This window comes from Clostridium puniceum (assembly GCF_002006345.1).
GTDB lineage: Bacteria > Bacillota > Clostridia > Clostridiales > Clostridiaceae > Clostridium > Clostridium puniceum.
Genome location: NZ_LZZM01000020.1, coordinates 1 through 11,508, shown reverse-complemented (window position 1 = coordinate 11,508; position 11,508 = coordinate 1). Strand labels below are relative to the sequence as shown.

Genomic DNA, 11,508 nt, shown 5'->3' with positions numbered 1-11,508 from the left:
TCTGAATAAATATTTGTTTGTATAATCATAATTACCTCCGTTAAATCTTGAGTAATTATAATTTATAAAAACTAAATTGTACATTCTTATATGATCATTTCCTTACATTCTTATCGTATCATTTATACCATCATTTAAGGTTTTAATATTATCGGATAGTTTAGTTAATTGTTTGAAATCACAACTTCCCCACTTAGACATATTAAGCCCATCCTTTGAATAGCTCTAATACTATTTCTTGGTGAGATGAAAATATTGCAGGTACTCCACTATTTTTATAAGATTGAGTTTTATTAGTCCTTGTATCTGTAACCACAAGTTTTGACCCTTCTTTAATTACAATCTCAGGAGCAATAAACAATTTAACTACTTGTTGCAATGCTGAGGCCTTTTCTGTCTCAGTAGCATTCTTTACAGTAGAATAAGACAGTTTGCAGGATTGTTCCTTTAATACAGGTACTTCTTCTGATTTAGTTAACTTAGTAACTGGGTCCTTAACTTTCTGATATTCAAAAACAGTACAAATATGTTCATACATGCTTTCAATAGCTTTTCTATGCTGCTTTCTAGCTGATTCTAAAGCTTTATTCATTACCACACCAGCTTCCTATATTTATTAAGTTTACTCTTATAATCTTTAAGCAAACTGTCTTTAAATTCACTTGCAGAACTTCTGAAACTTGTTGAAGTATCACCTTCACTTATAGAAGAAATAGAATCTAGAGCAACTGAGTCACTTCCTAGGTTCTCATTCATATATAATTCTCTAGCCATTCTTATTACTGTTGTATTTAGACCTTCTGGGATTTTAGTAATATGACAATAACCTTTTATTGTTTCTTCAACATCTTCAAGTGAAAATAATAAATCATCATCTTTAGTTGTGTCGGTTAATTCTATTCCTAACCTTCCCTTTAATTGGTTTAACTTTTCATTTTCTAACATAGGATTACCTCCTAGATTTTATGTTTAAATGCAACAATTCTAATTTGCTTAGCTTCATATACTGGATTCCAGTTTTCTGCATCTGCTAATTCTAATCTTGATGGGCCTTCTGTTTTTTCTACATTTGTATTAGTAAATTTAATTCCTCTTGGATGAAGAATATTAGTCTTTCTATTGATTAAGTAATCAACTCCAGATCCTTTCTTTTTATCTCTATCTACTTCTGTTGGTACAAATCCAACTGGATTACCATTACCTAATGCTATAGCTCCTTGCCCAAATAAATATGTTGTAAATACCATATTAGCTCCTGTTCCTTCATAAGGGCAGCCATCATCAATAATTACTCTCTTACCTTGATAAGTATCAATTTTACCACCAGTGGAAGGTTGTACAGTTTCAATTAAATTTTGTTTTCTTAATGTGGCTTCAACTGCACTATGAACTGCAACTGCTGTAAGCAATTCTTTTGCATCTCCTAAACATTGTTGAGCATCTATAAATGCAGCTCCACTCCACTTGTTTGCTGCACCTGTCAATGCAGAAATATCTAATATATTACTAGACAATCTAGTAGTCGCTGAACCTCCTGAAGGTGTAAAAGTTCCAAATACACCTTTAAGAAGTGCAATTAATTCTTTTTGCATATCTCTAGACCAAAAGCCCGAAACTAAACTTGCTATTGCTGCCATTGGATCACTACCTGCAAGCGCTGCTGATAGATCAGTTGCACTCCACATTTTAGCTCTTCTAATAATTGCTGCCACATCAGTTTTTGAATTGATTTTATCAGGTGTTAAGTCTTTATCTTCAACTACTTGTTCTGATTCTCCTGTTAAATCATCAAAGAAAGGCATGTTCACAACTGGTGAAGCTTGAGAAGCTAATCCATCAAACTCACTATTATTTGTGATAATTCCACTTTGAACTAATGCTGATTTCTCCATTGTTTGATTAATTACATATGGATTAAATAATGCTGGTACTATAACGTCACTTAATTTTGTTCCTGCCATGTTTTATACACTTCCTTTTCTTAAATATCTAATGTTACTCCTGCAGCACCTGCTAATTCTTTTGCTTGTGCTGGATTTGATATTAATAATTTTCCTTGCTCTGTTAAATTAAATGTTTCTTTAGCAAATGGATTTGCACCTTTATATTCTCCACCACTTGCTGGATCATAATTAGTTTCTGTTTTGCCAGTAGTAAAAATATGAGGCATTGATTCTTTATAAGATTTTATTGTGTCCTCTAAACCTATCAAATTATCATCTTTGTCGTAGGTGAATTTATCTATTCCACCATGCTTATAAATAAGATAATCTGCATCTTTAACACCTAAATCCTTAAGCTTATCTTTTAATGCATATTCCTTTTTTAAGTTACTACTATTAGATTCTAATGTCACAATAGTATCTTCATGAGTTTTGATAGTCTTTTGCAATTCCTCATTATCTTTATTATTTTTCTTTAGGTCTGTAATAGTTCCATTTGCAGTTTTAAGTTGTTCACTTAACTCATTATAAGTAGACTTAGGTACTGCATTTTTAGGAAACTCAGTATTAATTGATTTCATCAAACCATCAATATCTATAGTTCCATCATCTTTCTTTTTAGCACCTTCTAATAATTTTCTTAACCATTCCATTTCTTATTACCTCCAATAGCATATTTATACAGGTTGCTCCCTGTTAGGAGTTCCGTTGAATCTTTATGCTCTGCAACACTTAAAAAAGAGCAAAATAAAAAGCCTTATTTCTAAGACTTAATTAACTCTTTCATATGTTTTTTCAAATATATCTGGCTTACATGGATAAAATTCACCATTGACGCCTTCAATTACAAAATCATTTTTACTAACCAACATTTCGCCTTCAAGTGTATCTATGACTAATTCGCCATTAATTTTTAACTTAGAACTGTCAGCAAATTCTAAAATCTGTTGAATGTTATTTCCGTTAAACTGTATAGCTTCAATTTCTACTGGTTTCTTTCTATATTTCATTATTTTTCATTCCTTCCCAATACATTTCTTTCAATTCTATCCTCAACTCTTCTATTCATCCACATAAGAGCTTCTTCAATATGAGTTAATGCACATGCATTTTCTCTTGACGAAAATGGTCCAGCTTGAAAACATTGAAGTCTATGCCTTACTATTTCAAGTAAATCAGTATCAATTACGCCATGAATTGAATCATCTTCTTTTCTAGCCCCATTTTGAAGTTGTATATCGGCATATACATTATCCGAATTTGAACCTTGTTGCCACTCTTGTGAACCATTCTTGCAAATTACATATCTATGATTTACTCCTCCTACTCCCTTTTCATCCATAGCATATACATCGTTTAATTTTTCTCTTTTTTGAATGGTTGATAATTTCATTTATACATTCCTCCTAAAATAAAAATAAGACTCTAACGAGATATTGAATATAATATTTGTGCTACTTTTTCAATGTTTCTTTCATGGAATCTAGTATATAAAGTCTGATTATAATCTTTTAAATTATCACTAGCCAAGTCAGCTTCATCTCTGTGTACTAGATGTAATAATTCATGGATTAAAGTTTTTTCTTTTTCTTCTTGGGATAATTCAGCCTTTATTGTAATTCGAGCTTTGTAATCATTAAACAGAATATAAGAGTTTCCACTATTGTCAAGAGCCTCTGCTTCTATTAGCTGTATATTCCAATCTTTTAACTTTAATATTTTAACCCATTTTTTTAATAATTTATCCATATAAGAGCTTTTCTCAAATGAGCACCTACAATTTAAAGTTAAGATCATATTTACATCTGTTTTGGTCATTGATTTTTACCCTCCTTAATTTTATGCATAATAAAAGCACCTACCTATTTACTTAAGTAAGTGCTAATTTATTGGTTGTTCTTTTGATATAAAATCTCATCATATAATTTGTATAATTTTAATCCTAAATCATTAACTGTATCTTGTTTATCCATACCACGAAGTACTATTTCATCATTTATCAATAATTGAACTTCTTGTATATCCTCACCTTTTACAGAAAAATTCACTTCTTCATTTTGCTCATTTATATCCTGCAAATATTCATAAGCTTCTGATACATTATTTTTTAAAAGTTCAAAAAGGCTTTTCTTTAATTTAAACTTCACAAATATCCCTCCTTACATTTATTGTGGATTAGCTTGAATTAAAATCCCTGTGTTAGGATTTATCGATACTATACATTTTTCAGTAATGAATTTTATACTATCTGGGTCATTCTTTCTAGTACGGATATTTCCATTTTGAATTGCATCCCTAATATGATTTAGTTCTACTCCACTCCTAGGTCTTCCAGTATGCGGATCTTCTGTTGTTCCTAATGCTCTTTCAATAAAATGTTTGCTCTGTCCTGTTATTTTAATTCCATTAGATGTAGTTAAACCAACTATTTCATTATCTATTTTATTTTTATATTTCTTATAATCAGAAAATGGATTAAATGCTGAAATCATATTATTTGACCTTGACTTAACATAGTCTTTCATTAAATCCCACTCATTACTATTATTATACTTCAATTCTTGGAACTTATCAAAAGATTTAGGAACCTCATTACCTAATATTTTCTTATATTCTTCATATTGTTTTTTATCACTTGACTTGTTCTTCATTTTCTTTTCAGCAGCTAAAGCTTTAGGATTATCTTTCACATATTTTTCATACCACTCATCATAAGACATATTAGCAGGTACTTTTTTATATTTTCCATTTTCATCTCTTGCAGCTCTCTCTTCATCTTCTGTAAAATCATCAAAATACGGAACTGTAGTTGTTCTACAATTGCAATGAAATGGTGGCGCTGTTAATCCGACCTTATATTCATCTAAATAAAAGAATGGTTCATCTTTATTCCTTCCCTTATGATCCATTTCCCTGCATATATTTGATGTCTTTAAGTCTAAAGTGGCTAATATTTGGTATTTCTTAACACCAAGCTTTTTATACGACTCGAGTGCTGCTCTAGAATTAACATAAGCTCTTTCTGTTCTTACTACTCTGCCTACCGCCTTTCTATCTGCATCTAGTTTTTCAGCCCATCTGTTTATTATTTTATCATTAGATTCACCTCTAATTAGAGCTTGTGGCAAATCTTTCTCTACTAAATCAGCTACTAATTGCCTCTTTCTTCCCCAAAGCCTTTCACTAAATACTTTACCATCAGATGTCCAAGGCTTTTTAAGTATATCTTCTATTTCTGATTCATTATATTTGTACAAATCTACTCCAACACCTAAGCCTTTTTCTATCTCATAAGCATTTTGGTATATGTCTTCTTCAAGTCCACTTTTTAATAGATATTTTATATCGGTTATTCTTTGGGTATATTCTTTTTCAAGATGATGTCGCATCTGTAATTGCAATGACTCTAATCTAGTCACATGAACTTTAATAGATGCATTCTCTAATTCTTTTCTCCATGAATCACTTAATATTTCAGATTGGCCATATTTAATATATTGTTGTACTGTCCAATGAAATTCGTCTAATTCATTCTTATTTAAAATTTGTTGTGCTTCAGCATAAGTAATTTTATTCTTCTTAGCGAATCTTAAGTACCAATAGGCAATGTCCTTATTTATTTGCTCTAACGTCTCCTTATGCAATTGCTCTAGTTCTTTTTTATACTGTTCAGAATCTTTATAAGCAGCATTCTCTAATTCTAATGACCTCTGTTGCCAATATTCACTATTCTTCATTATTTACATTACCATCACCCTCTTTATTAGGGAATGCATTTTTATAATCGTCATTTTCCTGCTGCTTCTCTTCATTTTCTTTTTTCTTTTGCTTTTCCTCTGCATCAGCATCCTCTACAAAAGGATGATTTTTAATAATAGTTTTATTTGATATAACGCCAACACTATCACTGCATATTGTAGCTGTTTCAGTATCATTTGTTATTCGTGTCCTAGTCCATGTCTGTACTATAGATTTACATTGAATGCTAAGATACTGGCATATCGCTCTGACAAACTCTCCAAATCCTAATTTAAATTCAGTTTCAGCAAGTCCGCTCTTCAATTCCAATAGAGAATAAAGATATTTTAAGGCAACTCCTGAAGCATCTCCAAATTTATCTGGCTGAGGATCTACTCCCTGACCCTGTTCAAATATTGCTTTTCTAGTTGTAGTCAATAATTCTTTTCTTGCTTCAACTGGAATATCTATTGTTAAAGTTTGAAGTCCACTTTTATCTGATTCACCATTATTCTCTACCTTAACAGTTTTATATTTTTTTAATTCACTTAAGAATGTGCCTAGCTCTGTTCCTTCATAATTGGTAAGTATAAATATAACCTCTTGGATATCTTCCAGATCATTAACAAAACCACTAAAGACTTTATCATAAACGTCTATTAGTGGTTTTACATTATCAAGATCACTTGTCATTATATTATTATTTAGAAATGGTATAAAAGGAACTCTCTCAAAGTCATGTTTAAATGTATCACTCATTTGGGTTGTTTCAGTATCAACAAGAAAACTTGTAAACATTGTATATGCTTCTAATCCTTCATCAATCGTTGAACTAGCTTTCTTTTTAAATGCCTGGCTTTCTTTATCATTCCAATACTCATAAATATCGTATGTATCTCCAGCATCATCTGTATTAGTATATACTCTTAATATTCCTAAAAGCTTTTTATTTAAGCTACTGGACCATATAGGAATTATTTGTTTACTATCAACTACACCATATTCAAAGTTCTTATCTGAATTGATCCAATAATGTAGCCAACCTATACCACTATTAGATGCATTAATACATAAATCTTTACAAGCTTTAGCGTAATTATCCCCCAAGGCTTCTGTAATTTGTTTATTAGCTTCAACATTCCCAATATCAAATAAAGGCGGAGCAGTAAACATATAGCTTGCTTTTTGATTTACTAGTAATCCATGAAAATTACTGGATATTCTATTATCTGCATTTCTTAATGGATTTTCTGTATCTTCATTTTTTTTCGGCATCTGCAATATATCATTTTTATTTCTGTAATATCTTTCAGCTACCAATGACTTAACAACTATATCCGAATGATTCAAAGTATGTTCTTTTATTAGCTTTTTAATTACTTCTAATTCCAATTAGTTCACCGCCTTATTTTAATATTCCCATTCCATTAGGGTTACTTATCTTTTCAGCTATACCTGTTGTTGCATCTGGTGCATCATCATGCTTGTTTTTACCTTCTCTTTGGTACTTAATCATAGCATCATGATATTCTGGCCATTTATCCTTCCAATTGACAGGATAATAGATATGATCCATAACCCAAGTAGCATTTGACAATATTCTAGCTTGTTTATTCTTAGATTGATGGAAAGGCTTAATCACCGCTTTATTACTATTAAACGTATATCTTAGAATCTTCTTAACATTTCTTGCAAAACCTTCACCACCGTTATTACTTTCAATATCCGCCTTATTAACTCCATCCTCATGCATCATTTTAGCTGTTGCTGGCTCTGTTTTTTCCATGCCCTCCTGAGTATAAAGCACGTTAATGATATAAGCTTCTTTGTTATATTCAACATAATCAATTTAGCATAAATAATCTTCTCCTGTATCTGCAGTATCTGTATAGTTTCTAACTGCTGTATATACTGGCTTGCCTTTATCATCAGTAGGCAATTTAGTATAAGTTTTAAAGCTGCTATATAATCTACCTTTAAGGTCAATAGGCTCTTGTTGATAGTTAGCGCTGAATATATCAGCACCCATAGCACTCTTTTTGCTCATAGCACTTTTATGAGAAAGAACTTCATCACAAAGCATAGTGCCATCATCTTGAATAGCTTTCATTGAAATATGCTTATACTTCTTTTTTTCTTTTTTACACCAGTCAAGCATTCTGCCAGCTAAATCTTCACTATGCCATCTGGTCATAATGATTATTATTTTTCCACCTTCTTCTAAACGTGACAACATTGTATTAGTAAACCAGTCCCAGTGCTTTTCAAGTACTGCTGCATTATTTGCTTCTAGTGCACTTTTAATTAAATCATCTATAATCATAAGTGAAGCACCAAAACCTGTTGCGGTACCTGTAGGTGAAGTTGCAAGATAGTTATTATATCCATCTTCTAAACTCCATAAGTTCATAGCTCCATCACCACGTTTTATATTCACCCCTGCAAATACATCAGAAAAAACTGGTTTATATTTATCTGCTTTAGATTCCTGAATAGTATTTCTTACGCCTTTTGAAAACATGGTTGATAAAGTTTCATTGTAGGATCCAGTCATAATCTTTTCATTTTGATTTTTACCTAAAACCCATTCAACAAAGTTTCCTGCTGTTCTTGACTTTCCATGTCTAGGTGGCTCGTTAATTACTAATACTTCATCATCACTTTCGTAAAACTCTTGAAGATCATTGCAGAGCTCTACAAGATACTTTCTATTAGGCTTATAGAAATCAGGTGCTTTTAAATTGCAATAAAAAAAGAACTCACGTCTTGCAAGTTCACATTTAGCACCTAATTTAATTAACTCTTTATCCATCATTTATCAACTTCTTAAGATCATCAGTACTTAATCCTTCATATGGGTTATTTATATTACCACTGACCTCTAATTTATCTTTAAACATTCCTAAATGGCGTGCTACATTTTCTAAGGCTTTATCCTGGTCACGAAATTTTATTTCTACACCAGACTGTGTCTGCTTTACTCCAGCATAAAGTAATTTAGCTTTATCACCAACATAACGCGTATCTTCAACATGAATCTCTTCATGTCCCTCACCCCTGCAATAAGGACATTTAGGATGCGGTCTTAATGGCCTATCATAACCATAACCACCATTATTGGAAGGAATGATTGGTTCTTTATTTTGTTCCTTAGCCATTATCATAGCTGCTTGAACAGCTTGTTGATATTCTTCTTCATCTCTCCACTGGTATTGATGATTTATACCAAAACAATGTCTACAACATACACGCCTTATATGAATGATTTCATTTGGATCAGCATTAGCTATATTCCACCATCTTTGCAAAACCATATCTTGGGTTATTTCAGTTCTCTTGGCTCTCTCATTCATACGCTTTTGTATGTACTCTTGAACCTTAGCATTCCTTAGCAATCTATTTCCATTGACTGCTGCCACATCATCACTTTTAACTCTAGGATAAGCCTTTTTATAAGCTCTAGTAGCATTAAGGTTATCTGTTGCTAAATATTCATCTACAAATATTTTTTGCTTAGGTGTAAGTTTGACCAATAATGCCACCTCACTTTCTTTAAAATCACATAACAAAAGATGACTCCTGTTTGATACAGAACTCATCTTTTATGTGTTTAATATTCTTTTTTATATTTTTGTACCAACATTAAACAATAAATTTTATAGACCTGGACCATCTCCATATTTATCTACTAGATAACTTGCAGATATATAGCCTACAGTTCCACTATTGACAACCCTAACCTTATACCAACCAGATACTACATCTGACAAAAGTTTTACTTTTGTCCCATCAGGAAGTTTAGCTAATACCTTAGAACTTGTACTTCTAGATGCTCTAAGATTAACTCCATTCCCATCTCTAGTAGACACCCAAGCGTCTGTATCATCACCAAATGTTGCTTTTGCAGTGCTTTGCACTGTTTCTTTGGTTTTAGCATTCGCTAAAGTAGCTTGTGATCCAAATCCTACTACAGTAACAAGTGCTAGTGCTAATGCTAATTTTTTCATATAAAATCCTCTCCTTTTTATTAGTTTACTTAATTATTGTAGCACTTTTTTCCATTTTTATCAACATATTGTAATAAATTTATTCCAATTAATTTCCTTTTTCTAAATTTAAGTTTTCTTTAGAGCTTAATATCAGTACAAACAAAAGACACCTACATAAGTAAGTGCCTCATTGATTGATTTCTATGATACTATAATATCATGTTTAAAAACATAAATGTTAAACTAAGTTTAAAGTAACATTAATATTAGTTTAATATCATGGGAATTAATTTATTTATTATATCTTTCTTTAATCTACAAACATGAACTTCTGTAAGATTTAACTTAGCTGCTATATTTCTACCACTTGTTTTATTAAAGTATCTCTCATATATAATTTGCTTTTCCCTTGGCAATAAAGAGTCTATAGAATTATCAATGATTGCTAGTTCATTTTTAATTTTCATAATTTCATATGTTAATTCAAACATTTTCTTTTCTCTAATAATTGCCTCATTCTCTACACTTGAATTAAATTTATTAGTTTTACCTGTCCTTTCTTCATAACTAACTGCTCCAGCTCCATTGATATCATATTTCATTTCTGCTAATTTCAAATCAAGATTTTCAACTAGAGCTTGTGTACTTTTGTAATTGTATAATTTAGATTCAATTATTCTATAATTATTATTTCCTTTCATATGTTCTCTCCTCAATTGGTTTCATCTTCTCTTGTAAATCTGCTTTTTCAGCTTCAAGTTTAGCTACAACTACCCATTTCTTATTTTTAGTTGCTTCTTCAATTTTCTTATCTATTTCCATAATATAGTTATTAATCATAATCTCACCTCATTTATGTTACATGTCACATAAAAAACATCTTTGTAATATGGTATTTGTTACACGTAAACCGTTGATATAACTGCTTTTGATGTATTTTGTAACAAAGTAACATGTTTTTTTGAGTTTGCACGCATATATATATTAATATTTATATCTCTATATATAATATATATATTATATAATTATATTACATTATATATATAAAGGGGCACAAACACGCACAGTTATGCGATTTCAACGTGTAACATCCAATTTCTTACTTTTGTTACAAGCTAATTTAAACCTAGTGTTTAAGCCATTCTTATGTAACACGAAAAGTCACATAAAAATTATATAGTAGTTACAAATTGATTTTTTTCTTAAATTCTTTAAGTTCTTTTATCTTTTCAACAAGCTCCGTTGTGCTACCACACGAAACATTTAACTCTTCATTGACTATACTTTTATAAGCTAACTCTACATTTGGATGATAAGAAATAGCTTTCCATTGCGGCTCAAAATACTCCATTTCTCCATTTTCTTTAGTCTTTGGCTTAGGAGTATACTTTTCTTTTACAGTCACGTTAAGCGGATCCAAAGTGTCAATAATATATTTTTCTGACACTGGAATACCTTTTCTTTTTCTACTGTTTAACTTAATAGCAGTTATTAAATCGGCTCTAGCATATTTATCACCTAAATATATACCTTTACCGGTAATCAGCGTTATTTCTCCAGTAAAGCACCCCTTATCACTTTCTATATTTACATTATCTCTAATGAAAAATTTTTCTCCATTTTCATCCATGATGTGATTATCACATTTATATTTCATGATTATTTCTCCTTTCAAATCTCCAAACGATTGGAATTTTGTTTCTACTCAAAATATTTGTATTGCGTAGTATCGTACAACAAAAAATACCGCAAATTCATTTCTGAATAATGCGGTATTCTCTTAATTTCATATTTTGTTATACTCTAAATTATTTATTACCGAAAGACATAGTATATTC

17 protein-coding genes are annotated in these 11,508 nt (G+C 30.9%); all 17 read right to left on the bottom strand.

Annotated features, from left to right (window positions below; translation table 11 throughout):
• Nucleotides 1–202: 202 nt before the first annotated feature.
• Entirely contained in the window at nt 203–592 is a 390-nt protein-coding gene (locus CLPUN_RS01625) for a hypothetical protein (protein WP_077845637.1), read from the bottom strand.
• A complete protein-coding gene (locus CLPUN_RS01620) occupies nt 592–945 on the bottom strand; it encodes a phage head-tail connector protein (RefSeq protein ID WP_077845636.1) in 354 nt (117 codons plus the stop codon). The genes CLPUN_RS01625 and CLPUN_RS01620 overlap by 1 nt, the downstream gene beginning before the upstream one ends.
• An 11-nt stretch (nt 946–956) precedes the next feature.
• Nucleotides 957–1,961, bottom strand: coding sequence for a coat protein (locus CLPUN_RS01615; protein ID WP_077845635.1), 1,005 nt, complete (start codon nt 1,959–1,961; stop codon nt 957–959).
• A 20-nt stretch (nt 1,962–1,981) separates the two neighbouring features.
• Entirely contained in the window at nt 1,982–2,596 is a 615-nt protein-coding gene (locus CLPUN_RS01610; protein ID WP_077845634.1) for a phage scaffolding protein, read from the bottom strand.
• 117 nt (nt 2,597–2,713) lie between these two features.
• The gene (locus CLPUN_RS01605) at nt 2,714–2,953 is read right to left on the bottom strand and encodes a hypothetical protein (protein ID WP_077845633.1); all 240 of its coding nucleotides are present in this window, start codon (nt 2,951–2,953) and stop codon (nt 2,714–2,716) included.
• Nucleotides 2,953–3,336, bottom strand: coding sequence for an Acb2/Tad1 domain-containing protein (locus CLPUN_RS01600; RefSeq protein ID WP_077845632.1), 384 nt, complete (start codon nt 3,334–3,336; stop codon nt 2,953–2,955). The genes CLPUN_RS01605 and CLPUN_RS01600 overlap by 1 nt, the downstream gene beginning before the upstream one ends.
• 32 nt (nt 3,337–3,368) lie before the next feature.
• The gene (locus CLPUN_RS01595; RefSeq protein ID WP_077845631.1) at nt 3,369–3,761 is read right to left on the bottom strand and encodes an ImmA/IrrE family metallo-endopeptidase; all 393 of its coding nucleotides are present in this window, start codon (nt 3,759–3,761) and stop codon (nt 3,369–3,371) included.
• A gap of 68 nt (nt 3,762–3,829) precedes the next feature.
• Complete coding sequence (locus CLPUN_RS01590) at nt 3,830–4,090, bottom strand: hypothetical protein (RefSeq protein WP_077845630.1); 261 nt, start codon at nt 4,088–4,090, stop codon at nt 3,830–3,832.
• An 18-nt stretch (nt 4,091–4,108) separates the two neighbouring features.
• Nucleotides 4,109–5,680, bottom strand: coding sequence for a minor capsid protein (locus CLPUN_RS01585; protein ID WP_077845629.1), 1,572 nt, complete (start codon nt 5,678–5,680; stop codon nt 4,109–4,111).
• Nucleotides 5,670–7,073 (bottom strand): phage portal protein, encoded by a 1,404-nt coding sequence (locus tag CLPUN_RS01580; protein ID WP_077845628.1) that lies wholly within the window; start codon nt 7,071–7,073, stop codon nt 5,670–5,672. Before CLPUN_RS01580 ends, CLPUN_RS01585 begins: the two co-directional genes overlap by 11 nt.
• 13 nt (nt 7,074–7,086) lie before the next feature.
• Nucleotides 7,087–7,530, bottom strand: a complete 444-nt coding sequence (gene terL / locus CLPUN_RS29510; RefSeq protein ID WP_423237272.1) for a phage terminase large subunit — start codon at nt 7,528–7,530, stop codon at nt 7,087–7,089.
• Nucleotides 7,531–8,493 (bottom strand): hypothetical protein, encoded by a 963-nt coding sequence (locus CLPUN_RS01575; protein ID WP_423237271.1) that lies wholly within the window; start codon nt 8,491–8,493, stop codon nt 7,531–7,533.
• The gene (locus tag CLPUN_RS01570; protein ID WP_242954019.1) at nt 8,486–9,250 is read right to left on the bottom strand and encodes a terminase small subunit; all 765 of its coding nucleotides are present in this window, start codon (nt 9,248–9,250) and stop codon (nt 8,486–8,488) included. Before CLPUN_RS01570 ends, CLPUN_RS01575 begins: the two co-directional genes overlap by 8 nt.
• Before the next feature lie 87 nt (nt 9,251–9,337).
• Nucleotides 9,338–9,688: an SH3 domain-containing protein gene (locus tag CLPUN_RS01565; RefSeq protein WP_077845626.1), complete on the bottom strand. Its 351-nt coding sequence runs from the start codon at nt 9,686–9,688 to the stop codon at nt 9,338–9,340.
• Between the two features lie 248 nt (nt 9,689–9,936).
• A complete protein-coding gene (locus CLPUN_RS01560; protein WP_077845625.1) occupies nt 9,937–10,371 on the bottom strand; it encodes a sigma factor-like helix-turn-helix DNA-binding protein in 435 nt (144 codons plus the stop codon).
• Nucleotides 10,358–10,510 carry a hypothetical protein gene (locus CLPUN_RS27940; protein ID WP_198944273.1) on the bottom strand — a complete coding sequence of 51 codons (153 nt, stop codon included), beginning with the start codon at nt 10,508–10,510 and terminating at the stop codon, nt 10,358–10,360. The genes CLPUN_RS01560 and CLPUN_RS27940 overlap by 14 nt, the downstream gene beginning before the upstream one ends.
• Nucleotides 10,511–10,853: 343 nt before the next feature.
• The gene (locus CLPUN_RS01555) at nt 10,854–11,327 is read right to left on the bottom strand and encodes a hypothetical protein (protein ID WP_077845624.1); all 474 of its coding nucleotides are present in this window, start codon (nt 11,325–11,327) and stop codon (nt 10,854–10,856) included.
• Nucleotides 11,328–11,508: the final 181 nt, after the last annotated feature.

Coding starts and splice junctions, on each gene's coding strand:
- CLPUN_RS01625 (WP_077845637.1), bottom strand. CDS start 592: ATGAATAAAGCTTTAGAATCAGCTAGAAAGCAGCATAGAAAAGCTATT.
- CLPUN_RS01620 (WP_077845636.1), bottom strand. CDS start 945: ATGTTAGAAAATGAAAAGTTAAACCAATTAAAGGGAAGGTTAGGAATA.
- CLPUN_RS01615 (WP_077845635.1), bottom strand. CDS start 1,961: ATGGCAGGAACAAAATTAAGTGACGTTATAGTACCAGCATTATTTAAT.
- CLPUN_RS01610 (WP_077845634.1), bottom strand. CDS start 2,596: ATGGAATGGTTAAGAAAATTATTAGAAGGTGCTAAAAAGAAAGATGAT.
- CLPUN_RS01605 (WP_077845633.1), bottom strand. CDS start 2,953: ATGAAATATAGAAAGAAACCAGTAGAAATTGAAGCTATACAGTTTAAC.
- CLPUN_RS01600 (WP_077845632.1), bottom strand. CDS start 3,336: ATGAAATTATCAACCATTCAAAAAAGAGAAAAATTAAACGATGTATAT.
- CLPUN_RS01595 (WP_077845631.1), bottom strand. CDS start 3,761: ATGACCAAAACAGATGTAAATATGATCTTAACTTTAAATTGTAGGTGC.
- CLPUN_RS01585 (WP_077845629.1), bottom strand. CDS start 5,680: ATGAAGAATAGTGAATATTGGCAACAGAGGTCATTAGAATTAGAGAAT.
- CLPUN_RS01575 (WP_423237271.1), bottom strand. CDS start 8,493: ATGGATAAAGAGTTAATTAAATTAGGTGCTAAATGTGAACTTGCAAGA.
- CLPUN_RS01565 (WP_077845626.1), bottom strand. CDS start 9,688: ATGAAAAAATTAGCATTAGCACTAGCACTTGTTACTGTAGTAGGATTT.
- CLPUN_RS01560 (WP_077845625.1), bottom strand. CDS start 10,371: ATGAAAGGAAATAATAATTATAGAATAATTGAATCTAAATTATACAAT.
- CLPUN_RS27940 (WP_198944273.1), bottom strand. CDS start 10,510: ATGATTAATAACTATATTATGGAAATAGATAAGAAAATTGAAGAAGCA.
- CLPUN_RS01555 (WP_077845624.1), bottom strand. CDS start 11,327: ATGAAATATAAATGTGATAATCACATCATGGATGAAAATGGAGAAAAA.